The following is a 24547-nucleotide window of genomic DNA, read 5'->3' as shown; positions in this document are numbered from 1 at the left end:
TGTCCGCCGTTTCATTCCAGGGCGAATTTCTTCTGCTTGTAGCCAATCTGCGCACGACTCAAGCCCAATAACCTCGCGGCGGCACTGAGATTGCCGTCGCAGCGCTCGATGGCCGCCTTCACTACCACGGCCTCCAGATTCTCCAGCGTGATGCGTTGGTCGAGAAGGTGGTCGAGGAAGATATCCACGGCTCGGCTTTCTCGCTGCTCATTCCCGACGTGCCCGTCACGGTTGAGTCCGGTGGTGACTTCGTTGTGCAGCGGGTCAATGGGCGACATGAACAGGGTCGATGCATCGATCAGGCTATCGTGCTGCGCCAGGATCATCCCGCGTTCGATCACATTCTCCAGCTCCCGCACATTGCCCGGCCAATCATGGGCCAGCAGGGCGTGCCGAGCCTTGTCGGTCAGCCCGCGTACGCGTTTACCCTCGCGCGCGGAGAATTTGTCGAGAAAGCGCTCCGCCAGCAAATACACGTCTTCCTTGCGATCACGCAGGGGCGGTATCGATACAGGGAAAACATTCAACCGGTAGAAGAGATCCTTGCGAAAGGTACCCTTGCTGACGGCCTCGGCAAGGTCGACGTTAGTGGCGGCGATGACTCTTACATCCACTTTACGGGTGGTAGTGTCGCCAAGCCGGTCGATTTCGCCAGATTGCAGCGCACGCAGCATGCGGGTCTGGGCACCCATGCTGAGCTCACCGACTTCGTCCAGGAACAATGTTCCGCCGTTGGCCCGCTCAAAGCGCCCTGCACGTGACGATTGCGCCCCGGTATACGCACCTTTTTCGATGCCAAACAGCTCGGACTCGATCAACTCGCCGGGTAACGCCCCACAGTTGACGGCAACGAATGCCTTGTCGGCGCGTGGGCTGGCATTGTGGATCGCGCGGGCGAATACATCCTTCCCAACCCCGGTTTCACCCAATAGCAGCACGGTCACCGGGCTGGCAGCGGCTTTCTGGGCTAGCGACCAGGCCTGCTTGAAACAAGCTGCTTCGCCGATCAGGTCACGGGGAAGGACGTGCTCAGGCAGTGTCGATCGCAAGTCATCCACCTGACTCTGCAGGGAAAGCAGTTGCTCGACCACCGAGTCTGTCTGGTAATAACGCAACTCGTCCTCGACGTCGCCCCAGTCTTCGACCGGCTTGCCAATGAAGCGGCAGCTGTTCAGGCCGGTTTCGACTTCCTTGTGCAGAATGAATCGGCCCATCAGCCCGCTGACGTAACCTGTCGCATGGCCCAGTTCGCTCCAGCAGACAGGCTGGTCGCTGGCGCCGTAGAGGGTATGGTGAATCTCGTTCTCGATCGAATTGCGCCATAGCGCGTCGATATAGTACAGGCCACCCTTGATGTCGATCTCCACAGCCTGCAGTTCGACTTTGACGATGCCTTCCAGGGCGTGGAGCAATGGCCCTTTGTGCAGGAGTTCCAGATCGGACAGACCTTGGTAACTGCTTCGTACAATTTTTGCATCACGCAAACCCGCGGCATAGCCGACGCGGGTGAGAATCCCACGCGCGCGCTCGACACCCAGCGAATCGATCAGCTCCTTGCGCAGAGCGGAAAGGGCGGAGGAATGCATTAACACCATCCGCTCTTCATCGAGCCATATCTGACCGGTCTGGAAGGAAAAGCGCAGGCGCGAAGCAACCTCTGCAATGCCCGGCGAGCTTTGTTCCCACCCGTCAAGGCGAACGGCATTTTTCATGAAAAGGATGCCTTTTATTTTTAGATGCAGGGATTGTATGCAGGCAAGAATCTTTAAGCGACAAGAAGATAAGCGCTACATCGTGTGAGCGTATCCTATCGATCTCGCTTGCAACGAAGAGGAATGGACATTCGGGTTTTCGGCTTGTCTGTCCTTACCGGTTGCCTTGACCGCCTTGAGCTGACGGTCGGAGAGACGGGTTGCCTGGGTAGGCATGAGAGTTACCCCCTGTAGCGTTTTGGTAGCCTAAAAATAGAATCCGGTAGCCCGGGATCCCACCTGGAACACCAGACCGTCTGGAACTCAAAAAACCTCGTCGGTCCTCAAAAGCACGGTAAATCCTTGATTTAACCGAATTCCAGGCACAAAAAAAGACGTCCGGGGACGTCTTTTTTTTTGGATTTGGTGGAGCCGGGGGGATTTGAACCCCCGTCCGCCAGTACTCCGCTGTCGGTACTACATGCGTAGCCATCTCTATTGAGTTAATCCGCAGCCGCCCGAGTGGCAGGGTGCTTTGGACGAGTTGTGTAAGTTTTAGTCGCTTTGCCCACAACGTGCTACACGACGATCCTGTTCTGTATGACAATCACTTCGGGTTTACAGGCATCCCCTAGTGATTGCTGGAGCCGAAGCTACCAGGAGAGCGGGCTCAGCTGCTTACGCAGCGAGAGCGTAACCCTCGTAGTTTTCGTCATTGGCAACTATAGAAAGTTGCAACAGTGGATTTACGAGTTCTGTTACCAACTCGGCATGCACCTAAAGTTTCGCGACCGGCGTCGAATCCTAATCGGCCCCTTTGCTGCTTCAGATCACACGTTTTTCAACGCGATGGACGGAGTATACGCCAATGCGCGGGCGACGTCGACAGCAGGTCCTGTCGCCCGGTTACAGGCTTAGTTGCCCGAACCACCACTGGTGCCGCTGCCTTTCTCGGTTTTCTCCAGGCGCTCCAGCACTTTGCTGGTAATCGCGATGCAGTCCTTGGTGTTGCCCGCGGCCTGGGCGGCCTTGGCTTTGTCGACATGCTCGGTAACCGCTTTGTCCAGGCCTTCGGACGTGGAGCCGGTGGTAGCCATCTGGTCGTTGATCTTCTGCATGTTGATCGCGCAAAGATCATCGTCGGCCGCGAATACCGGCGAGGCCAGGAGCGTGGCGGCAGCGAAAAGGGCGGAAAGCGCAGTACCTTTCATGGATGTCTCCCGTGGGCTAAGGCCTCTGGATAGTGGGCCTATAAAATGGACTGCGCCGCTTGTGCAGGGGTTCCATCGGGTTGGTGGCATTGTCATATCGCAAGATGTTTCAGAGCCTGCGGGCGGTGGTCACGCGGTCCACCAGGTAGACGAGGCCGTGGTAGTCGATGCCGCTGTGGGTCGACAGGCCGATCTCGCAGGTGCGGCTGGTGGAGATGCCTTCGTCGCAATACTGCACCGCATCCTTGAGCGTGCGCAGGGAGTGGGCGTTGAGCTCGGGGGTGGTGAAGCCTTTGTCGCCCGCGAAGCCGCAGCAATGAATGCCTTCGGGGATGACGACCTGCTTGCTGCAGAGTCGCGCAAGGTCGATCAGAGCCTGGCTTTCGCCGAGGTGCTGGGTGCTGCAGGTTACGTGCACGGCGATGGGCGCGTCCTGGGGGGTGAACTCCAGGCGGTCGAGCAGGTGGGTGCGGATGAAGCGCACGGGGTCGTAGAGGTCGAGGCGTGACTCGCCCAGGTCCTGGACCAGGCGCAGGGTGCAGGGGCTGGTGTCGCAGTAGATCGGGTCGAGGCCGCCGCGGCTGGCGAGGAGCAGGGCGTTGATCAGCTCCTGGCGCTTGTGCTCGGCCTGTTCGGGGTAGCCCTTGGAGGCGAACGGCTGGCCGCAGCAGAGGCTGTCGGGGTTGTCGGGGAAGACGACCTGGTAACCGGCTTTTTCGAGCAGGGCGCGGGTCTTGTCCAGCAGCGAGCTCTGTTCGCGGTCGCCGGCGGCGGGGCCCATCACGCGCGAAACGCAGGCGGCGAGGTAGACGACCCGTGGGCGGGCGTCGTTGCTCGCCGGGCCGAAGTCGAGGGTCCGCAGCGGCTGGGGCATGGCGGGGGTCCACTGGGGCAGGCGGCCGTGGCTGGCCTTGGTCAGGGTGGCGCTCAGTCGGTTGAGGCGTGGCGCGCCAAGCAGCTTGCGCGCGCCATTGGCGGCCAGGAGGGTGAGGCGGGCGCCGCGCAGGGCGGTGTGGAAGTGCTCGGCCAGCCAGTCGGCGGTCCGGCGGTGGTCGGCGCTCTGGCTGCGCAGCTTTTTCACCAGCTCGCCGGTGTTGATGCCGACGGGGCAGCGCTGGGCGCACAGGCCGGTGGCGGCGCAGGTGTCGATGCCTTGGTATTGGTAGTCGCGCTCGAGTGCATGGGTGTCGAGCCCGGCGCGGCGTTTGGCCTGGATGTCGCGCCACATGACGATGCGCTGGCGCGGGCTGAGGGTCAGGCCCTTGGAGGGGCAGACGGGCTCGCAGAAACCGCACTCGATGCATTTGTCGACGATTTCGTCCGCGGCGGGCAGGGGCTTGAGGTTTTTCAGGTGCAGCTGCGGGTCGTCGGTCAGCACCACGTCGGGGTTGAGAATGCCGGTGGGGTCGAGCAGGCGCTTGAGCTGCCACATCAGTTGGTACGCATCCTTGCCCCACTCGAGCTCGACAAAGGGCGCCATGTTGCGGCCGGTGCCGTGTTCGGCCTTGAGCGAGCCGCCGTACTCGACGGCAACCAGGTGGGCGACGTCGTCCATGAACGCCGAATAGCGGGCGATCTGCTCGGGTGAATCGAAGCCCTGGGTGAAGACGAAGTGAAGGTTGCCCTCCAGGGCATGGCCGAAGAGGATGGCTTCGTCGTAGCCATGCTTGTCGAACAGGGCGATCAGGCGGTTCACGCCTTCGGCCAGTTGCTCGATCGGGAAGGTGACGTCTTCGATGATGACCGTGGTACCGGTTTCGCGCACGGCGCCGACGGCGGGGAAGGTGTCCTTGCGGATGCGCCAGAGCTGGTTGTACACCACGGGATCTTCGCTGAAATCGACCTGCTTCTCGACGGGGAAGCCCGCGATAGAGGCGGTGATCTGCGCGAGTTGCTCGTGCAGCAGCGACTGGCTGGCGGCGCGGGACTCGATCAGCAGCGCGCAGGCGCCGGGCGACAGGCTCTTCACCCACACCGGCATGCCTTGCATGTTCTCCACCGAGCGCAGGCTGCGGCGGTCGAGCAGTTCGACGGCCGACACCGGTTGCTGCTTGAGCACCGGCACGGCGGTGCAGCAGGTCTCGACGTCGGGGAAGACCACCAGCGCGGTGGCCTTGTAGGGGTGGTCGGGGACGGTGTCGTAGGTCACCGCGCTGATGAAGCCGAGGGTGCCTTCGGAGCCGACCATCAGGTGGGTGAGGATATCCAGCGGCGCGTCGTAGTCGACCAGGGCGTTGAGCGACAGGCCGGTGGTGTTTTTCAGGCGGTACTTGTGGCGGATGCGGGCGGCCAGTTCGGTATTGGCGCGGGTCTGTCGGCCGAGTTCGCCGAGCTGGTCGAGCAGTGCGCCGTGGCTGGCCTGGAAGGCTGCGATGCTCTCGGGTTGTTCGCTGTCGAGCAGGGTGCCATCGGCGAGCATCAGGCGCATGCCGGCCAGGGTGTTGTAGGTGTTCTGGGCGGTGCCGCAGCACATGCCGCTGGCGTTGTTGGCGACGATGCCGCCGATCTTGCAGGCGTTGATCGAGGCCGGGTCGGGGCCGATCTTGCGGCCGAAGGGTGCGAGCCAGGCGTTGGCCTGGGCGCCGATGACGCCGGGCTGCAGGCGGATCTGCGCGCCGCCGTCGCGGATGTCGCGGCCGTTCCAGTTGTCGCCCAGCACCAGCAGCACCGAGTCGCTTACCGCCTGGCCCGACAGGCTGGTGCCGGCCGCGCGGAAGGTGACCGCCACTTGGTGGGCGTGGGCGGCGCGGAGCAAGGTCGCCACTTCGGCTTCACTCTCGACGCGGATCACCAACTTGGGGATCAGCCGGTAGAAGCTGGCATCGGTACCGAAGGCCAGGGTCGAGAGGGGATCGTCGAAACGCCGGTCGCGGGGGATCAGGTGTTCGACCGTGTCGAGGAACGCGGCGGGCAGGCTCATGCAATCTCCTCGCGAGGCCGTGGCATCTGGCGCGCCGCGTGCCCCGCGTCATCAGGCGGGTGTTGGGTGAGGCGGGGCGCTCAGGCGCCCAGTTCGCGCACCAGCGAATCGCGGGTGATCTCGCTGATCGACTTGGCGCCGGTCAGGACCATGGCCACGCGCATTTCTTTCTCGAACAGGTCCAGCAGGTTCTTCACCCCGGCTTCGCCAGCAGTGGCGAGGGCATAGATGAAGGCGCGGCCGATCAGCACGGTGTCGGCGCCGAGGGCGATCATGCGCACCACGTCGAGGCCGCTGCGGATGCCGGAGTCGGCGAGGATCTTCAGGTCGCCCTTGACCGCGTCGGCGATGGCCGGCAGGGCACGGGCGCTGGACAGCACGCCGTCGAGCTGGCGGCCGCCGTGGTTGGAGACGACGATGCCGTCGGCGCCGAACTTGACCGCGTCGCGGGCGTCGTCAGGGTCGAGAATGCCCTTGATCACCATCGGGCCGTCCCAGAAGTCACGAATCCACTCCAGGTCTTTCCAGGAAATCGATGGGTCGAAGTTGGCGCCGAGCCAGCCGATGTAGTCGGCAAGGCCCGTGGGGCTGCCGCGGTAGGTGGAGATATTGCCCAGGTCGTGGGGCTTGCCGTGCACGCCGACATCCCAGGCCCATTGCGGATGGGTCACGGCCTGCCACATCCGGCGCATGGCCGCGTTGGCGCCGCTCATGCCGGAGTGGGCGTCGCGGTAGCGGGCGCCGGGGACGGGCATGTCGACGGTGAACACCAGGGTGGTGACGCCCGCGGCCTTGGCGCGCTCCAGGGCGTTGCGCATGAAGCCGCGGTCCTTGAGCACGTACAGCTGGAACCACATGGGCCGCTTGAGCGCGGGGGCGACTTCTTCGATCGAGCACACCGAAACCGTCGACAGGGTGAACGGAATGCCCTTGGCGTCCGCCGCGCGGGCGGCCTGGATCTCGCCGCGGCGGGCGTACATGCCGCACAGGCCGACCGGGGCCAGCGCAACGGGCATGCTCAGGGTCTCGTTGAACAGCTGGGTCTCGAGGCTCAGCTCGGACATGTTCTTCAGCACGCGCTGGCGCAGGGCGATGCTGGCCAGGTCTTCGACGTTATGGCGCAGGGTGTACTCGGCGTAGGCACCGCCGTCGAGATAGTGGAACAGGAAGGGCGGCAGCTTGCGCTCGGCTGCGGTGCGGTAGTCGGTAGAGGCGGAAATGATCATGAGTTCTCGCAGCGTGAGTTGAAGGGCGGCTGCCGGGCGCGCCGAATCGCGCCCGGCCTCTGTCACTCTAGTGAACGAGCATGCCGGTCAGCCAGTACGCCTGGATCAGGGTGATCAGGCCGACGATGGTGGCGAAGAACAGGCTGTGCTTGAGGGTGAAGCGGAACAGGTCCGATTCCTTGCCGACCAGGCCGGTGGCGGCGCAGGCCACGGCGATCGATTGCGGCGAGATCATCTTGCCGGTCACGCCGCCGCTGGTGTTGGCAGCTACCAGCAGGGTGTCGTTGACGCCGATCTGGTGGGCGGTGGTGGCTTGCAGCGAGCTGAACAGCGCGTTGGACGAGGTATCGGAACCGGTCAGGAACACGCCCAGCCAGCCGAGGAACGGCGAGAAGAACGGGAACGCGGCGCCGGTGCCGGCCAGGACCAGGGCCATGGTCGAGGACATGCCCGAGTAGTTGGTGACGAAGGCGAAGGCCAGCACCATGCCGATCGACAGGATGGGCCAGCGCAGCTCGTAGAAGGTCTCGCGCAAAGTGGTCAGACCAGTTTTGAAGTTGATCTTCAGCACCAGCATGGAGATCAGGGCCGAGAGGAAGATGGCCGTGCCGGTGGCGGAGATCGGGTCGAGCTTGAACACTGCCGGGATGGCCGTCGGGGTGGCGACGATCGGCGCGGTCTTGATCACCAGCTGGTCCAGGTGCGGGATGGCGAAGTTGAACACCCAGTTGTACATCGAGCCGCCTGCGGCGAACGCGGCCTTGAAAGGCTTGAGTGTCCAGATGGTCACCAGCACGGTAAGGATCAGGAACGGCGACCAGGCCTTGAAGATTTCGCCGATGCTGTACGGCGAAGGCTGGCTGCCACCACCGTTGACCACCGCGGCGCCGACACTGCCCGTTGTTCCTGCGAACGAGCGCTTGGGCTGCCAGACCTTGAGGAACAGGGTCAGGGAGATGAGGCTGGCCAGGGCCGAGGTAATGTCCGGCAGTTCAGGGCCGATGAAGTTGGAGGTGAAGTACTGGGTGACGGCGAAGCTGAGGCCGGCGACCAGGGCGGCGGGCCAGGTTTCGCGGACGCCGCGCAGGCCATCCATCATGAACACCAGCCAGAACGGCACGAACAGCGACAGCAGCGGCAGCTGGCGGCCGGTCATGGCGCCGATCTTGAAGGCGTCGATGCCGGTGACCTGGCCAGCGACGATGATCGGGATGCCGAGGGCGCCGAACGCCACCGGGGCGGTGTTGGCGATCAGGCACAGGCCGGCGGCGTACAGGGGGTTGAAGCCCAGGCCTACCAGCAGCGCGGCGGTAATTGCCACGGGGGCGCCAAAGCCGGCCGCGCCTTCGAGGAATGCCCCGAAGCAGAAGCCGATCAGCAGGACCTGCAGGCGCTGGTCATCGGTGATCGACAGCACGGAGCTGCGGATCACTTCGAACTGGCCGCTCTTGACCGTGAGCTTGTAGAGGAACACGGCTGCAACGATGATCCAGGCGATCGGCCACAGGCCGTAGGCGAAGCCGTAGCCGGCTGCGGCCAAGGCCATGTCGGCAGGCATCTCGAAGGCAAAGATCGCCACCAGGATCGACAGGGCGAGCGTGATGCTGCCAGCGACATGACCCTTCAGGCGGAACACGGCAAGCGCGAAAAAGAAGAAGACGATAGGGATGACTGCCGCCATGGCGGACAGGCCGAGACTTCCAAGCGGGCTGTAGAGTTGTTGCCAAGTTTGCATATGGGGTGGCCCCTAATTGTTGTTGGTCATGCGCTGGCACTGGATAATTGGTAATACCAATTTACAATGTCTGGTGGCTAGGTTAAAAGGGTCGTGAAGGGTGTGTCAATTTGTCCCATGCAAAACTTTGGTCGAAGGCCGACGGAAGGCAGGGGCTGAGTGGCGTTGAAAATCCCCAGCGAGTGGGTGTGGGCGGGCGATGGATAGGCCAGAATAGGCGGCCCCGAACGCCCGGGAATGTGGAGTGCATGTGATGGTTTTTGATCAGGTCCGCCAGCGTCGACTGTCCGACGACATCGTCGATCGGCTGGAGGGGATGATTCTCGAGGGGACGTTGACGTCGGGCCAGCGCTTGCCGGCGGAGCGCGCGTTGGCGGAGCAGTTTGGTGTGTCACGGCCGTCGTTGCGGGAGGCGATCCAGCGGTTGGTTGCCAAGGGGCTGCTGGTGAGTCGCCAGGGTGGCGGTAACTATGTGGCGGAGGCGCTGGGGTCGACCTTTAGTGATCCGCTGTTGCAGCTGCTCGAGCATAATCCGGATGCGCAGCATGACCTGCTCGAGTTTCGTCATACGCTGGAGGCGTCATGCGCCTACTACGCGGCGATGCGTGCTACGGAGCCGGATCGTGAGCGGCTGAAGGTGGCGTTTGATGCGTTGCAGGATTGTTATGCCCGTGCGGATCAGGTCAGCCGTGCGGAGGAGGGGGTGGCGGATGCGCGTTTTCACCTGGCGATTGCCGAGGCGAGTCATAACGCTGTGTTGCTGCATACCATCCGTGGGTTGTTTGATCTGCTGAAGCGGAACGTGGTGACCAATATTGGTGGCATGTACCAGCAGCGGGCCGAGACCCGGGACATGCTGATTGGTCAGCACCGGGCGTTGTACCAGGCGATCGTGGAGGGGCGGGCGGAAGAGGCGAGGGAGATTTCCAGCCGGCATATCCTGTATGTGCAGGAGGTGCTGGAAGAGGCGCAGGAAGAAGCCCAGAGAGTGGCGCGGGCAGAGCGGCGTAGCGGGCGGTGAGCTGAAAGCCCTATGCTGCGGTACTGGTACTGATGCTAGTACTGGCAGCGGCACGATCCCTGTGGGAGCGGGTTTGTCCCGCGAACGGGCGCGAAGCGGCCGCAAAGCCATTCAACCCGTTCCTTCAGGCTGATCGCATAGGCAGGGTTTACGACTGCTGCGCAGTCGATCGCGGGACAAGCCCGCTCCCACAGGTACAGCGCAGTTCCTGACACCACTGCAGTGCCTGTGGAAGCTGGCTTGTCGGAGCGCCGAACCGCAGCGAACCCGGCGCAGCCGGGTCATTCACTGGCCATGTCAGGGCTGACCTCTTTTGTTGGCAGGTAAGCCCATAGCCAGGATCAGTCGTCCTTGCCCTTGCTCCGCACAGCACGCTGCAGCTCGCGATTGGAGTCGCGCTCTTTCAGCGTCTCGCGCTTGTCGTACTCCTTCTTGCCCTTGCCCAGGGCAATCTCGCACTTGATCAGGTGCTTGCTCCAGTAAATCGACAAGGCCACGGCGGTGTAGCCTTTCTGCTGCACCGAGGATTCCAGGCGCTCCAGTTCACGCCGGTTCAATAGCAGCTTGCGCGTGCGTATCGGGTCGGCGATGACGTGGGTGCTGGCGGCTGTCAGCGGGGCGATGTGACTGCCCATCAGCCAGGCTTCCCCGTCCTTGAGCAGCACGTAGCTGTCAGTCAGGTGGGCCTTGCCGGCACGCAGGCTCTTTACTTCCCAACCGGACAGGACCAGCCCGGCCTCGAACTTGTGTTCGATGAAGTAATCGTGTCGCGCTTTCTTGTTCTGCGCGATGGTCCCGGTCGGATGTTTCTTTTGTTTAGCCATAGGGGCAGCATTATAAGCAGTCTCCCGCGCTGTCGGCTACGGGGTAGCTGTGCGCTTGAGCCTTCGCAACGATTCCCGGACAATGCCGGGGCTGTCTTGAGTTCTATCTTTTGTTCCCAGCTTTGGAAGTGACGCCTGGATGACTACCCATATTCAACGTTCCGCCCTGCTGCCGTACCCCGCCCAGGCGCTCTACGACCTGGTCAACGATGTGGCCAGCTACCCGGAATTCTTGCCCTGGTGCTCGGCGTCGACGGTGCTGGAGGCCAGCGACACGGCCATGCGCGCCAAGCTCGAGGTGGCCAAGGGGGGCATCAGTCAGCACTTCGTGACCCGCAATGTGCTGGTGCCGGGACAGTCCATCGAGATGAATCTCGTCGAAGGGCCGTTCAGCCAGTTGCACGGCGTCTGGGTGTTCAAGCCGCTGGGGGAGAAGGCCTGCAAGATCAGTCTCGACCTGTCGTTCGACTACGCAGGCCCGCTGGTGCGCGCCACGCTCGGCCCGCTGTTCAACCAGGCGGCCAACACCCTGGTCGATGCGTTTTGCCAGCGCGCCAAGCAGCTGTATTCCTGAAGCGATAACAGGCAGGCACAAAAAAGCCCGGAGATGATCCGGGCTTTTTTTATCGCTGCGCCGAGCTTATTGCGGCGAGGTTTCCAGCGGGGCTGGCGTCGGCACCGGGATCGATTCGATGATGTCGATATCACGCTGGATCGATTCTTCCGCCGAGCCGGGCTTGGCCGGGGCCTCAGCAGGCTGCTGGGCAGGGGTAGTGCCCGGGGTGACCGTGGTATCGCCGCTGCCACCCAGGATTTCCTGGTCGCGGCTGACGCCTGGCATGAAGTCGCCGGACAGGCTGGCCAGCTGGTCGCTGTCGTTGAAGATCACGCTCATGCGCTCCTGCTGGCGTTGGCCGCCACCAGGCTGCAGGGTGTAGAGATAATCCCACCGATTGGTGTTGAAAGGATCCTGAATCAGGGGGTTACCCATGATAAACCTTACTTGCCGACGGGTCATTCCAGGGCGCAATTGGTCTATCATGTCTTGTGTAACGACATTGCCCTGCTGGATGTCGATTTTGTAAACCCCGGGAAACGAGCAACCGGCGAGTGCGAGCAGTCCCACGAAGGTGAGGCTGGTTAGCAAGAGCTTGGTGTTTTGCATCGGTGGGCGACTTCCACTATCTTGGCTGGACAACGTAAACCCCGATCATACCCGTATTCAGAGAAGCTGCGAAGCAGCATCGGCGAGAAAGCTGACCATGGTTGAAAATAGCGAATTACGCAAAGCCGGTCTCAAGGTGACCCTGCCTCGAGTAAAGATTCTACAGATGCTCGACTCTACCGAGCAGCGTCACATGAGTGCCGAAGACGTTTACAAGGCGCTGATGGAAGCTGGCGAAGACGTCGGTCTGGCGACCGTCTACCGCGTACTGACCCAGTTCGAAGCAGCGGGTCTGGTGGTTCGCCACAACTTCGACGGCGGCCATGCGGTCTTCGAGCTGTCCGACGGTGGACACCACGACCATATGGTCAACGTGGAAACCAGCGAAGTCATCGAATTCATGGATGCTGAAATCGAGCGGCGCCAAAAGGAAATCGTGGCCGAGCACGGCTTCGAGCTGGTGGACCACAATCTGGTCCTGTATGTACGCAAGAAAAAGTAACGATTTACTCTTCACTTGAACGCATAAAGGCGGCCCTCGGGCCGCCTTTATGCGTTCTGGCGCAGCTCAAGCCTTGCTGGTCACCACCATCTTGCGAGCATGGGCCAGCGATTCCTTGGTGAGGTCGATGCCGCCCAGCATCCGCGCCACTTCCTCGACACGCTCGCGCTTGCCCAGGTTGGCAACTGCAGTGTGAGTGGTGTCGCTGTTGCGCACCTTGTGCACGAACAGGTGGTGGTGCCCTTGCGCGGCGACCTGCGGCAAGTGGGTCACGGTCAGCACCTGTCCGCGTTCACCCAGGCGCCGCAGCAGTTGGCCGACGATTTCTGCGGTCGGGCCGCCGATACCCACGTCGACTTCGTCGAAGACCAGGGTCGGGATGCGCGAGGTCTGCGCCGTGATTACCTGGATCGCCAGGCTGATGCGCGACAGCTCACCGCCGGATGCCACTTTGGCCAGGCCTTTCAATGGCAGGCCGGGGTTGGCGCTGACCAGCAGTTCGACCACTTCAAGGCCGAAAGGCGACAGCTCGTTGCTGGTGATCGGATTGAGCTCGATGCAGAACCGCCCGCCGGGCATGCCCAGGCGCTGGATCTCGACTTCCACGGCGCTCGCCAGCTGCTTGGCGGCTTGCCGGCGCAGTGCGCTGAGCTCCTGGGCCTTGACCTGATAATGCTTGGCGAAAGACTTCAACTCTTCGGCCAGGCGCTCGACGGACTCGTCGCTGGCATTGAGGCCTTCGATCTCTTCCATCAGGCTTTGCTGCAGGTGCGGCAACTCGGTCGGGTGCACCCGGTGCTTGCGCGCCAGGGTATAGATAGTGTCGAGGCGCTCTTCGAGGGTCTGCAGGCGCATCGGGTCGGCGTCGAAATTGTCCAGGAAGCGGTTGAGCTCACCCACGGCCTCTTCGACCTGGATCTGTGCGCTCGCAATCATGTTGGCGGCCTCGCCCAGTGCCTTGGGCGCGCTGGACACCGCGGTCAGGCGATGCAGGCTGGCCGTCAAGGCATTGAGCACGTTGCCCGAGTCGCTTTCGCTGCACTGGTCGATCACCTGCCGGCAGATGCCGAACAGGGCCTCTGCGTTGGTCAGGCTCTTGTGCTCCTGCTCCAGTTGCTCGAGCTCGTTCTCGCCCAGGCCCAGGTTGTCGAGCTCTTCGAGCTGGTAGCTCAGCAGCTGGTGACGGGCGCGCTGCTCGTCGCCCGAATTGGACAGGCGCTCGAGCTCCACGCGGGTCTGCCGCCAGCGCTGGGCAGCCAGTTGTACCTGCCGGGCAAGATCGCTGGCGCCGGCGTACTCGTCGAGCAGGCGCCGGTGGGTATCGGTCTTGAGCAGCGACTGGTGTTCGTGCTGGCTGTGGATGTCGATCAGCAGCTCGCCCATGGCCTTGAGGTCGCCGAGCGTGCAGGGCGTGCCATTGATATAGCCGCGGCTGCGCCCTTCGGCGGTGATCACCCGGCGCAGGATGCACGGGCTGTCGCTTTCAAGGTCGCGCTCGGCGAGCCAGCTGCGTGCCTCGGGGATATCGGCCAGGTCGAAGGTGGCGAGGATATCCGCCTTGTCGGCACCCGGGCGCACCACGCCGCTGTCGGCACGGTCGCCCAGGGCGAGGCCCAGGGCATCGAGCATGATCGATTTGCCGGCCCCGGTCTCGCCGGTGATGACGCTCATCCCGCGAGCGAGTTCGAGGTCGAGGTGTTCGACAATTGCGTAGTTGTGTACGGACAGGTGCACCAGCATGGGGCGGCTCCCGAAAGGTCAGGTCTGGTTATTTATACAGTGTTTTTGATTTGCCTGACAATGCCCCGTGCGACAGTCGGGTGGTTCGCGATGCAAGCAAAAATGACCCCATGGAAAGTACTGGTGCCCCTTGAAGCCTCCATTTGCGCCCCCATATAGCCCGCAGACAAGGCGAGCATGGCTCGCGAACCCTGAATTTCGGAGGAGAGACCCATGGCTGACGAACAGCTGGATGAACAGAATCTGAATGCCGAAGAGGCCGGTGCCCAAGATCTCGGTGCTCGCGTACAGGTGCTGGAAGAGCAGCTGGCCGCCGCCCAGGACCAATCCCTGCGTACCGCTGCCGACCTGCAGAATATCCGCCGCCGCGCCGAACAGGACGTGGACAAGGCACGCAAGTTCGCCCTGGAAAAATTCTCGGCCGACCTGCTGCCGGTGATCGACAGCCTGGAGCGCGGTCTTGAGCTGTCCAGCGCCGAGGACGAGAACATCAAGCCGATGCGCGAAGGTATCGAGCTGACCCTGAAGATGTTCCACGACACCCTCAAGCGCTACAACCTCGAAGCGGTCGATCCGCACGGCGAGCCGTTCAACGCCGAACACCACCAGGCGATGGCCATGCAGGAAAGCGCCGAGGTCGAGCCCAACAGCGTGCTCAAGGTGTTCCAGAAGGGCTACCTGCTCAACGGCCGCCTGCTGCGCCCGGCCATGGTCGTGGTCAGCAAGCCGCCAGCAGTGGCGCAACCGTCGATTGACGAGAAGGCTTGAAATCCTTCTGGCTGTCCCCATTTAGTTGTCAAGCATTCAAGTATTGCCGCGGCGGCTCACGGTAGCCGCCGCCACCAAATTCAAGTTTCGGGAGAGTAGACATGGGCAAAATCATCGGTATCGACCTGGGGACCACCAACTCGTGCGTCTCCATCCTCGAAAACGGTAACGTCAAGGTCATCGAGAACGCCGAAGGCGCGCGCACCACGCCGTCGATCGTCGCTTATGCCAACGACGGCGAGATCCTGGTCGGCCAGTCCGCCAAGCGCCAGGCGGTCACCAATCCGCACAACACCCTGTACGCGGTAAAGCGTCTGATCGGTCGCCGCTTCGACGAAGAAGTCGTGCAGAAAGACATCCAGATGGTCCCGTACAAGATCGTCAAGGCTGACAACAGCGACGCCTGGGTCGAAGTGAACGGCCAGAAGATGGCTCCGCCACAGATCTCGGCTGAAATCCTCAAGAAGATGAAGAAGACCGCCGAAGACTACCTCGGCGAGCCAGTCACCGAAGCGGTCATCACCGTTCCGGCCTACTTCAACGACAGCCAGCGCCAGGCTACCAAGGATGCTGGCCGCATCGCGGGCCTGGACGTCAAGCGCATCATCAACGAGCCGACCGCAGCCGCTCTGGCCTACGGCATGGACAAGGCCAAGGGCGACCACACCGTGATCGTCTATGACCTGGGTGGTGGTACCTTCGACGTTTCGGTCATCGAAATCGCCGAAGTCGATGGCGAGCACCAGTTCGAAGTACTGGCCACCAACGGTGACACCTTCCTCGGTGGTGAAGACTTCGACATCCGCCTGATCGACTACCTCGTCGACGAGTTCAAGAAAGAAAGCGGCATGAGCCTCAAGGGCGACCCGCTGGCCATGCAGCGCCTGAAAGAAGCCGCTGAAAAAGCCAAGATCGAGCTGTCCTCGAGCCAGCAGACCGACGTGAACCTGCCGTACATCACTGCAGACGCCACCGGTCCCAAGCACCTGAACGTGAAGATCTCCCGCGCCAAGCTGGAATCGCTGGTCGAAGACCTGGTCACCCGTACCATCGAGCCATGCCGCATCGCGCTGAAAGACGCCGGTATCGACATCGCCAAGATCGACGACGTGATCCTGGTCGGTGGCCAGACCCGCATGCCGCTGGTACAGAAAGCCGTTGCCGACTTCTTCAACAAGGAAGCGCGCAAGGACGTCAACCCTGACGAAGCCGTTGCCATGGGTGCTGCCATCCAGGGCGCGGTCCTGGCTGGTGACGTCAAGGACGTCCTGCTGCTCGACGTCAGCCCGCTGACCCTGGGTATCGAAACCATGGGCGGCGTGATGACTCCGCTGATCGAGAAGAACACCACCATCCCGACCAAGAAGTCGCAGGTGTTCTCGACTGCCGATGACAACCAGGGCGCCGTGACCATCCACGTGCTGCAGGGCGAGCGCAAGCAAGCCGGCCAGAACAAGTCGCTGGGCAAGTTCGACCTGGCGGACATTCCACCGGCTCCACGCGGTGTGCCACAGATCGAAGTGACCTTCGACATCGACGCCAACGGCATCCTGCACGTCGGCGCGAAGGACAAGGCTACTGGCAAGACCCAGTCGATCGTGATCAAGGCCAACTCCGGTCTGTCCGAGGAAGAAATTGCTCAGATGGTCCGCGACGCCGAAGTCAACGCTGAAGAAGACCGCAAGTTCGAAGAGCTGGCCGCTGCCCGTAACCAGGGTGACGCGCTGGTCCACTCGACTCGCAAGATGGTCGTCGACGCCGGTGACAAGGTAACCGCCGAAGAGAAGACCGCGATCGAGGCTGCCGTGGTTGCCCTGGAAGCCGCCGTGAAGGGCGACGACAAGGCTGCCATCGAGTCGAAGATCGAAGAGCTGTCGAAGGTTTCCGCGCCGGTCGCGCAGAAGATGTACGCCGACCAGCAGGGCGAGCAGCCGCAGGGCGGCGCCCAGCAGCAGGCCGAGCCTGAAGCCAAGCACGACGACGTGGTTGACGCCGAGTTCGAAGAAGTCAAAGACAACAAGTAACCGTTACTGGTTGTCGGCCGGTTGGCCGCTCTAGGGCGGCGACTGGTAGGATGTCGCCGCGCGGGGGCTTGCTCCCGCGTTGGCGTGTCTGGAATACGCGAATTTTTACAGCATCTGTCAGGGCTCTTTCGACTGAGGCGGCAGGTGCTGGCGGCACGGCGCGGAACGCGCAGAGGTTTGCCGAACGCCCTCAAGAGTGCAAATGACTTATGGCAAAGCGTGATTTTTATGAGGTCCTGGGTGTCGAGCGTGGCGCCGGCGAAGGTGACCTCAAGAAGGCTTATCGCCGCCTGGCGATGAAATACCACCCGGACCGCAATCCGGGCGACAAAGAGTCGGAAGACATGTTCAAGGAGGCCAACGAGGCCTACGAAGTGTTGTCCGATGCCAGCAAGCGCGCGGCATACGACCAGTATGGCCATGCGGGCGTCGACCCGAGCATGGGTGGCGGCGGTGCTGGCTTTGGCGGCGCGAACTTCTCCGACATCTTTGGTGATGTATTCAGCGATTTCTTCGGCGGCGCCCGGGGCGGCTCGCGTGGCGGTGCCGCGCGTGGCAGCGACCTGCGCTACACGCTGGAGCTGAACCTGGAAGAAGCGGTACGTGGCACCACGGTCAATATCCGTGTGCCGACACTGGTCAACTGCTCGCCGTGCGATGGCTCGGGCGCCAAGAAGGGCTCGACTCCGTCGACCTGCCCGACGTGCGGCGGTATCGGCCAGGTGCGCATGCAGCAAGGCTTCTTCTCGGTGCAGCAGACCTGCCCGCGGTGCCATGGCCAAGGCAAGATCATCACCGACCCGTGCTCGTCGTGCCATGGCGAAGGCCGTGTCGAAGAGTACAAGACCCTCTCGGTCAAGGTCCCGGCCGGTGTCGACACCGGTGACCGCATTCGCCTGTCCGGCGAAGGCGAGGCGGGCGCCCAGGGTGGCCCGACTGGCGATCTGTACGTGGTCATCAGTGTGCGTGAGCACGCGATCTTCCAGCGTGACGGCAAGCACCTGTACTGCGAAGTGCCGATCAGCTACACCGACGCTGCCCTGGGTGGCGAGCTGGAAGTGCCGACCCTCGATGGCCGGGTCAAGCTCAAGATCCCTGAAGGCACCCAGACCGGCAAGCAGTTCCGCCTGCGCGGCAAGGGCGTGGCGCCTGTGCGCGGTGGTGCGGCCGGTGACCTGATGTGCCGCGTTGCGGTGGAAACCCCGGTAAACCTCAGCCGTCGTCAGCGCGAACTGCTTGAAGAGTTTCGTGATTCGCTGGAAGGCGACAGCTCCCACTCGCCCAAGGCCAATGGCTGGTTCGAAGGCGTGAAGCGCTTCTTCGGCGATTTGTAAAAGGAACGGCTTATGCGACGTATCGCGGTAATGGGCGCGGCAGGACGAATGGGCAAGACCCTGGTCGAGGCCGTGCAGCAGACTCCAGGCGCAGGCCTCACGGCTGCCATCGATCGTCCGGACAGCACCCTGGTGGGCGCCGATGCCGGTGAGCTGGCAGCGCTGGGACGTATCGGCGTTCCGCTGTCGGGCGACCTGGCCAAGGTGAGCGATGAGTTCGATGTATTGATCGACTTCACTCATCCGTCGGTGACCCTGAAGAACCTGGCGTTCTGCCGCAAGGCAGGCAAGGCCATGATCATCGGCACCACGGGTTTCACCACCGAGGAGAAGCACCTGCTGGCCGAGGCGGGCAAGGATATCCCGATCGTCTTCGCCGCCAACTTCAGCGTTGGCGTCAACCTGTGCCTCAAGCTGCTGGATACGGCGGCGCGGGTATTGGCTGACGAAGTGGACATCGAGATCATCGAAGCCCACCACCGGCACAAGGTCGATGCGCCTTCGGGTACCGCGCTGCGCATGGGTGAAGTGGTTGCCCAGGCGCTGGGGCGTGACCTGCAGGAAGTGGCCGTGTACGGCCGCGAAGGCCAGACCGGCGCGCGTGATCGCCAGACCATCGGTTTCGCTACCGTGCGTGCCGGTGACATCGTGGGCGATCACACCGTGCTGTTCGCCGCCGACGGTGAGCGAGTCGAGATCACCCACAAGGCATCGAGCCGCATGACCTTCGCCAAGGGCGCGGTGCGGGCTGCCCTGTGGCTCGATGGTCGTGCACCAGGGCTGTATGACATGCAGGATGTGCTGGACCTGCGGTGAATCGCTGAATTGTCGCAATCCCGTGTTTTAAGGGCACATCCATGGTAGACCAAAAAATCGGTTTCCTATAAGCTACAGCTTTAGTGTGTCCACTAAAAGCGCGCAGATTATTCAGCACATGAAAGCGGGGTGACGTTCATACGTCATTCCGCTTTTTTGCAACCTGCGATCGCCCCTTCAGGCTTGATTTACGGGAGGTCTTCTTGACTAAGCCAGCCATACTCGCCCTTGCCGATGGCAGCATTTTTCGCGGTGAAGCCATCGGAGCCGACGGTCAGACCGTTGGTGAGGTGGTGTTCAACACCGCAATGACCGGCTACCAGGAAATCCTGACCGACCCTTCCTACGCCCAGCAAATCGTTACCCTGACTTACCCGCACATCGGCAACACCGGCACCACCGCCGAAGACGCCGAGTCCGACCGCGTATGGTCGGCTGGCCTGGTGATCCGCGACCTGCCGCTGCTCGCCAGCAACTGGCGCAACACCATGCCGCTGGATGAGTACCTCAAGGCCAACAACGTCGTGGCGATCGCCGGCATCGATACCCGCCGCCTGACCCGCATCCTGCGTGAGAAGGGCGCGCAGAACGGCTGCATCATGGCTGGCGACAACATCAGCGAAGAGGCGGCCATCGCCGCGGCGCGCGGCTTCCCGGGCCTCAAGGGCATGGACCTGGCCAAGGAAGTCAGCACCAAGAAAGCCTACGAATGGCGCTCCACCGTCTGGAACCTGCAGTCCGACAGCCACCCGACCCTCGAAGCCGCAGACCTGCCGCACCACGTGGTCGCCTTCGACTACGGCGTCAAGGTAAACATCCTGCGCATGCTGGTTGCCCGCGGCTGCCGCCTGACCGTGGTGCCTGCCCAGACCCCGGCAAGCGAAGTCCTGGCGCTGAATCCGGACGGCGTGTTCCTGTCAAACGGACCGGGCGATCCAGAGCCCTGCGACTACGCGATCAAGGCGATCAAGGACATCCTGGAAACCGACATCCCGGTATTCGGCATCTGCCTCGGTCACCAGCTGCTGGCTCTGGCCGCAGGCGCCAAGACCGTCAAGATGGGCCACGGCCACCACGGTGCCAACCACCCGGTCCAGGACCTGGATTCGGGCGTGGTCATGATCACCAGCCAGAACCACGGCTTCGCCGTCGACGAAGCTACCCTGCCGGGCAATGTGCGCGCCATCCACAAGTCGCTGTTCGACGGCACCCTGCAGGGTATCGAGCTCACCGACAAGAGCGCGTTCAGCTTCCAGGGTCACCCTGAAGCGAGCCCAGGCCCGACTGACGTCGCGCCACTGTTCGATCGTTTCATCGATGCCATGGCCAAGCGCCGCTGAGCATCCTGCGACAAGGCCCCGGACCGGCACTGCCCGCGTCCGGATGCGCCTGACCAAGAATGTTCAAGACGGCTAGCCGACTGACCTGCGGATTTGAGTGACAACCCATGCCAAAACGTACAGACATAAAAAGCATCCTGATTCTTGGCGCTGGCCCGATCGTGATCGGCCAGGCCTGTGAATTCGACTACTCCGGCGCCCAGGCCTGCAAGGCCCTGCGCGAGGAAGGTTTCCGCGTCATCCTGGTGAACTCCAACCCAGCGACCATCATGACCGACCCGTCGATGGCCGACGCCACCTACATCGAGCCGATCAAATGGCAATCGGTGGCCAAGATCATCGAGAAAGAGCGTCCAGACGCCCTGCTGCCGACCATGGGCGGCCAGACCGCGCTGAACTGCGCCCTGGACCTCGAGCGCCACGGCGTGCTCGAGAAGTTCGGCGTCGAGATGATCGGCGCCAACGCCGACACCATCGACAAGGCCGAAGACCGCTCGCGTTTCGACAAGGCCATGAAGTCCATCGGCCTGGACTGCCCGCGTTCCGGTATCGCCCACTCGATGGACGAAGCCAACGCGGTGCTCGAGCGCCTGGGCTTCCCGTGCATCATCCGTCCGTCCTTCACCATGGGCGGCACTGGTGGTGGTATCGCCTACAACCGTGAAGAATTCGAAGAAATCTGCGCCCGTGGCCTGGACCTGTCTCCGACCAAGGAACTGCTGATCGACGAATCGCTGATCGGCTGGAAGGAATACGAGATGGAGGTGGTCCGCGACAAGAAGGACAACTGCATCATCGTCTGCTCCATCGAGAACTTCGACCCGATGGGCGTCCACACCGGCGACTCCATCACTGTCGCGCCAGCCCAGACGCTGACCGACAAGGAATACCAGATCATGCGCAACGCCTCCCTGGCGGTGCTGCGTGAAATCGGCGTCGAAACCGGCGGTTCGAACGTGCAGTTCGGTATCTGCCCGGACACCGGCCGCATGGTCGTCATCGAGATGAACCCGCGCGTGTCGCGTTCCTCGGCACTGGCCTCGAAAGCCACCGGCTTCCCGATCGCCAAGATCGCCGCCAAGCTGGCTGTCGGCTACACCCTCGACGAACTGCAGAACGACATCACCGGCGGCCGCACTCCAGCCTCCTTCGAGCCGTCGATCGACTACGTCGTCACCAAGCTGCCGCGCTTCGCCTTCGAGAAATTCCCGAAAGCCGACGCCCGCCTGACCACCCAGATGAAATCCGTGGGTGAAGTCATGGCCATCGGCCGTACTTTCCAGGAGTCGTTGCAGAAAGCCCTGCGCGGCCTCGAAGTCGGTGTCTGCGGCCTGGACCCGAAAGTCGACCTGGCGAGCCCTGAAGCCGCCGGTATCCTCAAGCGCGAACTGACCGTGCCGGGCGCCGAGCGCATCTGGTATGTCGCCGATGCCATGCGTTCGGGCATGAGCGTGGAAGAAATCTTCTCCCTGACCATGATCGACCGCTGGTTCCTGGTACAGATGGAAGACCTGATCAAGGAAGAGGAGAAGGTCAAGACCCTCGCCCTGACCGCGATCGACAAGGGCATGATGCTGCGCCTCAAGCGCAAGGGCTTCTCGGACCAGCGCCTGGCCAAGCTGCTCGGCATCACCGACAAGAACCTGCGCCGCCACCGTCACAAGCTCGAGATCTTCCCGGTCTACAAGCGCGTCGACACCTGCGCCGCCGAGTTCGCCACCGACACCGCCTACCTGTACTCGACCTACGAGGAAGAGTGCGAGGCCAACCCGTCGACCCGCGACAAGATCATGATCCTCGGCGGTGGCCCGAACCGTATCGGCCAGGGCATCGAGTTCGACTACTGCTGCGTGCACGCGGCCCTGGCGCTGCGTGACGACGGGTACGAGACCATCATGGTCAACTGCAACCCGGAAACCGTCTCCACCGACTACGACACCTCCGACCGCCTGTACTTCGAGCCACTGACCCTCGAGGACGTGCTCGAAGTGGTGCGAGTCGAGAAGCCGAAAGGCGTGATCGTCCAGTACGGCGGCCAGACCCCGCTGAAACTGGCCCGCGCCCTGGAAGAAGCCGGCGTGCCGATCATCGGTACCAGCCCTGACGCCATCGACCGCGCCGAAGACCGCGAGCGCTTCCAGCAGATGGTCCAGCGCCTGAACCTGCTGCAGCCGCCAAACGCCACCGTGCGCAGCGAAGAAGAAGCGATCCGCGCCGCTGGCCAGATCGGCTACCCGCTGGTCGTGCGTCCGTCCTATGTACTGGGCGGCCGTGCCATGGAGATCGTCTACGAGCTGGACGAGCTCAAGCGCTACCTGCGTGAAGCGGTGCAAGTGTCGAACGACAGCCCGGTGCTGCTCGACCACTTCCTCAACTGCGCCATCGAGATGGACGTGGACGCGGTCTGTGACGGCACCGATGTGGTCATCGGCGCAATCATGCAGCACATCGAACAGGCTGGCGTGCACTCCGGTGACTCGGCTTGCTCGCTGCCACCGTACTCGCTGCCAGCCCACGTGCAGGACGAAGTCCGTGACCAGGTCCGCAAGATGGCCCTGGAGCTGCAAGTGGTCGGCCTGATGAACGTGCAGCTGGCGCTGCAGGGCGACAAGATCTACGTGATCGAAGTCAACCCGCGTGCATCGCGTACCGTGCCGTTCGTCTCGAAGTGCATCGGCACTTCGCTGGCGATGATCGCGGCCCGTGTCATGGCCGGCAAGACCCTCAAGGAGCTGGGCTTCACCAAGGAAATCATCCCGAACTTCTACAGCGTCAAGGAAGCCGTCTTCCCGTTCGCCAAGTTCCCAGGGGTTGACCCGATCCTCGGCCCTGAGATGAAATCCACCGGTGAAGTCATGGGTGTTGGCGACAGCTTCGGTGAAGCCTTCGCCAAGGCCCAGATGGGCGCCAGCGAAGTACTGCCGACCGGCGGCACTGCGTTCATCAGCGTGCGTGACGACGACAAGCCACAAGTGGCTGGCGTTGCCCGCGACCTGATCGCCCTGGGCTTCGAAGTGGTAGCAACCGTCGGCACCGCCAAGGTCATCGAAGCGGCCGGCCTGAAAGTGCGCCGTGTGAACAAAGTGACCGAGGGTCGCCCGCACGTGGTCGACATGATCAAGAACGACGAAGTGTCGCTGATCATCAACACCACCGAAGGCCGTCAGTCGATCGCCGATTCCTACTCGATTCGTCGCAATGCGCTGCAGCACAAGATCTACTGCACGACTACCATTGCGGCCGGTGAAGCCATCTGCGAGGCGCTCAAGTTCGGTCCCGAGAAGACCGTGCGCCGCTTGCAGGATCTGCATGCAGGACTCAAAGCATGATCAAGTACCCAATGACCGTCCAGGGCGCCCGCGCCCTGGAAGAAGAACTGACCTTCCTGAGCAAGACCGAGCGCCCGCGCCTGAGCCAAGCCATTGGCGAAGCACGCGAGCTGGGTGACCTCAAGGAAAACGCCGAATACCATGCCGCCCGCGAGGAGCAGGGCATGGTCGAGGCACGTATCCGTGATATCGAAGGCCGCCTGCAGAACTCGGTGGTGATCGACGTGACCAGCATTGCCCACACGGGCAAGGTGATCTTCGGCACGACCGTCGAGCTGGCCAACACCGAGACCGACGATCGCGTGACCTACCAGATCGTTGGCGAGGACGAAGCCGACATCAAGCGTGGCAAGCTGTCGGCCGGTGCGCCGATCGCCCGTGCCATCATCGGCAAGGAAGAAGGTGATGTCGTGGTGGTCAAGACGCCAAACGGCACGGTCGAGTACGAGATTGTCGAAGTCAAGCATCTCTGACAGGCGCCTTCGGGCGCCGGCCCTCGAGGGCATCCTCTGGCAACTGGCCCAGGTTTTCTGGGTCGGAGGCCTGTGGGTGTTTCACGTGGGGCTGGTGCCTGCGCTGAAGGTCAGCGGCCTGGCGCCGTTGCTGGTCCAGGACGTGGCTGCGCAGATCGACCGCTGGTTGATCGGCGTGGCCTTGCTCGGCTTGATGACCCAGCTGGCAGTGCTGGCGAGGGTAGATGGCCTCGCGGCCTGGTGGCAGCAGTTTCGCGGCCAGATGCTGTTGCTCGGCTTTGCTGCCTGCATCAGCTACTACACGCTGCGCTACGGGATTTCCGTGGGCGAGCGCTGGCAGATGTTCTGCTTCCTGGTGCTGGGCTTCAGTGGAATCGTGCTGGTGGCCCAGCCGGTCCCGGTCAGGGCGCGCTTGCGCCGCTGACCGG

General features: G+C 62.7%; 19 protein-coding genes and 1 other RNA gene. 11 read left to right on the top strand and 9 right to left on the bottom strand.

The window, feature by feature from the left end:
• Nucleotides 1-11 precede the first annotated feature (11 nt).
• The 6 genes from AC0ZZU_RS08690 to AC0ZZU_RS08665 all read right to left on the bottom strand — a co-directional run bounded on the left by AC0ZZU_RS08690 (nt 12) and on the right by AC0ZZU_RS08665 (nt 8783).
• Entirely contained in the window at nt 12-1712 is a 1701-nt protein-coding gene (locus AC0ZZU_RS08690) for a sigma 54-interacting transcriptional regulator (protein WP_476340107.1), read from the bottom strand.
• Nucleotides 1713-2115: 403 nt separating this feature from the next.
• Nucleotides 2116-2507, bottom strand: a transfer-messenger RNA (tmRNA) gene (gene ssrA, locus AC0ZZU_RS08685).
• Between the two features lie 98 nt (nt 2508-2605).
• The gene (locus tag AC0ZZU_RS08680; RefSeq protein WP_476340106.1) at nt 2606-2902 is read right to left on the bottom strand and encodes a hypothetical protein; all 297 of its coding nucleotides are present in this window, start codon (nt 2900-2902) and stop codon (nt 2606-2608) included.
• A 109-nt stretch (nt 2903-3011) separates the two neighbouring features.
• Nucleotides 3012-5822, bottom strand: a complete 2811-nt coding sequence (locus tag AC0ZZU_RS08675; protein WP_476340104.1) for an FAD-binding and (Fe-S)-binding domain-containing protein — start codon at nt 5820-5822, stop codon at nt 3012-3014.
• A gap of 80 nt (nt 5823-5902) precedes the next feature.
• Complete coding sequence (lldD, locus tag AC0ZZU_RS08670; RefSeq protein ID WP_476340102.1) at nt 5903-7048, bottom strand: FMN-dependent L-lactate dehydrogenase LldD; 1146 nt, start codon at nt 7046-7048, stop codon at nt 5903-5905.
• A gap of 67 nt (nt 7049-7115) precedes the next feature.
• Nucleotides 7116-8783: a lactate permease LctP family transporter gene (locus tag AC0ZZU_RS08665; RefSeq protein ID WP_476340101.1), complete on the bottom strand. Its 1668-nt coding sequence runs from the start codon at nt 8781-8783 to the stop codon at nt 7116-7118.
• Nucleotides 8784-9036: 253 nt separating this feature from the next.
• Between AC0ZZU_RS08665 and AC0ZZU_RS08660 the strand changes: the two genes are divergently transcribed.
• Complete coding sequence (locus tag AC0ZZU_RS08660) at nt 9037-9804, top strand: GntR family transcriptional regulator (protein WP_476340099.1); 768 nt, start codon at nt 9037-9039, stop codon at nt 9802-9804.
• A 341-nt stretch (nt 9805-10145) separates the two neighbouring features.
• Here the strand turns inward: AC0ZZU_RS08660 and smpB are convergent, their stop codons facing one another.
• On the bottom strand, nt 10146-10628 hold the full coding sequence (smpB, locus tag AC0ZZU_RS08655) for an SsrA-binding protein SmpB (protein WP_158461707.1): 483 nt from the start codon (nt 10626-10628) through the stop codon (nt 10146-10148).
• A gap of 139 nt (nt 10629-10767) precedes the next feature.
• Here smpB and AC0ZZU_RS08650 point away from each other — a divergent pair, with 139 nt between their 5' ends.
• Nucleotides 10768-11202, top strand: a complete 435-nt coding sequence (locus AC0ZZU_RS08650) for a type II toxin-antitoxin system RatA family toxin (protein WP_476340097.1) — start codon at nt 10768-10770, stop codon at nt 11200-11202.
• A 66-nt stretch (nt 11203-11268) separates the two neighbouring features.
• On the opposite strand, the gene AC0ZZU_RS08645 is transcribed toward AC0ZZU_RS08650, so the two are convergent.
• Entirely contained in the window at nt 11269-11793 is a 525-nt protein-coding gene (locus AC0ZZU_RS08645) for an outer membrane protein assembly factor BamE (protein WP_476340096.1), read from the bottom strand.
• A gap of 97 nt (nt 11794-11890) precedes the next feature.
• On the opposite strand from AC0ZZU_RS08645, the gene fur reads away from it, so the two are divergent.
• The gene (gene fur / locus AC0ZZU_RS08640) at nt 11891-12295 is read left to right on the top strand and encodes a ferric iron uptake transcriptional regulator (protein ID WP_296265860.1); all 405 of its coding nucleotides are present in this window, start codon (nt 11891-11893) and stop codon (nt 12293-12295) included.
• A 66-nt stretch (nt 12296-12361) separates the two neighbouring features.
• Here fur and recN read toward each other — a convergent pair whose 3' ends face one another.
• Nucleotides 12362-14035 carry a DNA repair protein RecN gene (gene recN / locus AC0ZZU_RS08635; RefSeq protein WP_476340094.1) on the bottom strand — a complete coding sequence of 558 codons (1674 nt, stop codon included), beginning with the start codon at nt 14033-14035 and terminating at the stop codon, nt 12362-12364.
• 213 nt (nt 14036-14248) lie between these two features.
• Here recN and grpE point away from each other — a divergent pair, with 213 nt between their 5' ends.
• The 8 genes from grpE (at nt 14249) to AC0ZZU_RS08595 (ending at nt 24543) form a co-directional block, all read left to right on the top strand.
• Complete coding sequence (gene grpE / locus AC0ZZU_RS08630; protein ID WP_476340092.1) at nt 14249-14803, top strand: nucleotide exchange factor GrpE; 555 nt, start codon at nt 14249-14251, stop codon at nt 14801-14803.
• A gap of 101 nt (nt 14804-14904) precedes the next feature.
• Nucleotides 14905-16827 (top strand): molecular chaperone DnaK, encoded by a 1923-nt coding sequence (dnaK, locus tag AC0ZZU_RS08625; RefSeq protein WP_476340091.1) that lies wholly within the window; start codon nt 14905-14907, stop codon nt 16825-16827.
• A 209-nt stretch (nt 16828-17036) separates the two neighbouring features.
• Nucleotides 17037-18161: a molecular chaperone DnaJ gene (gene dnaJ, locus AC0ZZU_RS08620; protein ID WP_476340090.1), complete on the top strand. Its 1125-nt coding sequence runs from the start codon at nt 17037-17039 to the stop codon at nt 18159-18161.
• Nucleotides 18162-18173: 12 nt separating this feature from the next.
• Nucleotides 18174-18977 carry a 4-hydroxy-tetrahydrodipicolinate reductase gene (gene dapB / locus AC0ZZU_RS08615; RefSeq protein ID WP_476340088.1) on the top strand — a complete coding sequence of 268 codons (804 nt, stop codon included), beginning with the start codon at nt 18174-18176 and terminating at the stop codon, nt 18975-18977.
• 203 nt (nt 18978-19180) lie between these two features.
• On the top strand, nt 19181-20317 hold the full coding sequence (carA, locus tag AC0ZZU_RS08610; RefSeq protein ID WP_476340086.1) for a glutamine-hydrolyzing carbamoyl-phosphate synthase small subunit: 1137 nt from the start codon (nt 19181-19183) through the stop codon (nt 20315-20317).
• Nucleotides 20318-20424: 107 nt separating this feature from the next.
• On the top strand, nt 20425-23646 hold the full coding sequence (carB, locus tag AC0ZZU_RS08605) for a carbamoyl-phosphate synthase large subunit (protein ID WP_476340084.1): 3222 nt from the start codon (nt 20425-20427) through the stop codon (nt 23644-23646).
• The gene (gene greA, locus AC0ZZU_RS08600; protein WP_476340083.1) at nt 23643-24119 is read left to right on the top strand and encodes a transcription elongation factor GreA; all 477 of its coding nucleotides are present in this window, start codon (nt 23643-23645) and stop codon (nt 24117-24119) included. The genes carB and greA overlap by 4 nt, the downstream gene beginning before the upstream one ends.
• The gene (locus AC0ZZU_RS08595; protein ID WP_476340081.1) at nt 24097-24543 is read left to right on the top strand and encodes an MFS transporter; all 447 of its coding nucleotides are present in this window, start codon (nt 24097-24099) and stop codon (nt 24541-24543) included. Before greA ends, AC0ZZU_RS08595 begins: the two co-directional genes overlap by 23 nt.
• Nucleotides 24544-24547 lie beyond the last annotated feature (4 nt).

This window comes from Pseudomonas sp. JE3303 (genome assembly GCF_056312565.1).
Note: the sequence above shows the minus strand (reverse complement) of the source record. Positions and strands in the feature narration are given on the sequence as shown.

Bases quoted from the DNA above. Each gene is read 5' to 3' on its own strand.
- AC0ZZU_RS08690 (WP_476340107.1), bottom strand. From the start codon at position 1,712: ATGAAAAATGCCGTTCGCCTTGACGGGTGGGAACAAAGCTCGCCGGGC.
- AC0ZZU_RS08680 (WP_476340106.1), bottom strand. From the start codon at position 2,902: ATGAAAGGTACTGCGCTTTCCGCCCTTTTCGCTGCCGCCACGCTCCTG.
- AC0ZZU_RS08675 (WP_476340104.1), bottom strand. From the start codon at position 5,822: ATGAGCCTGCCCGCCGCGTTCCTCGACACGGTCGAACACCTGATCCCC.
- lldD (WP_476340102.1), bottom strand. From the start codon at position 7,048: ATGATCATTTCCGCCTCTACCGACTACCGCACCGCAGCCGAGCGCAAG.
- AC0ZZU_RS08665 (WP_476340101.1), bottom strand. From the start codon at position 8,783: ATGCAAACTTGGCAACAACTCTACAGCCCGCTTGGAAGTCTCGGCCTG.
- AC0ZZU_RS08660 (WP_476340099.1), top strand. From the start codon at position 9,037: ATGGTTTTTGATCAGGTCCGCCAGCGTCGACTGTCCGACGACATCGTC.
- smpB (WP_158461707.1), bottom strand. From the start codon at position 10,628: ATGGCTAAACAAAAGAAACATCCGACCGGGACCATCGCGCAGAACAAG.
- AC0ZZU_RS08650 (WP_476340097.1), top strand. From the start codon at position 10,768: ATGACTACCCATATTCAACGTTCCGCCCTGCTGCCGTACCCCGCCCAG.
- AC0ZZU_RS08645 (WP_476340096.1), bottom strand. From the start codon at position 11,793: ATGCAAAACACCAAGCTCTTGCTAACCAGCCTCACCTTCGTGGGACTG.
- fur (WP_296265860.1), top strand. From the start codon at position 11,891: ATGGTTGAAAATAGCGAATTACGCAAAGCCGGTCTCAAGGTGACCCTG.
- recN (WP_476340094.1), bottom strand. From the start codon at position 14,035: ATGCTGGTGCACCTGTCCGTACACAACTACGCAATTGTCGAACACCTC.
- grpE (WP_476340092.1), top strand. From the start codon at position 14,249: ATGGCTGACGAACAGCTGGATGAACAGAATCTGAATGCCGAAGAGGCC.
- dnaK (WP_476340091.1), top strand. From the start codon at position 14,905: ATGGGCAAAATCATCGGTATCGACCTGGGGACCACCAACTCGTGCGTC.
- dnaJ (WP_476340090.1), top strand. From the start codon at position 17,037: ATGGCAAAGCGTGATTTTTATGAGGTCCTGGGTGTCGAGCGTGGCGCC.
- dapB (WP_476340088.1), top strand. From the start codon at position 18,174: ATGCGACGTATCGCGGTAATGGGCGCGGCAGGACGAATGGGCAAGACC.
- carB (WP_476340084.1), top strand. From the start codon at position 20,425: ATGCCAAAACGTACAGACATAAAAAGCATCCTGATTCTTGGCGCTGGC.
- greA (WP_476340083.1), top strand. From the start codon at position 23,643: ATGATCAAGTACCCAATGACCGTCCAGGGCGCCCGCGCCCTGGAAGAA.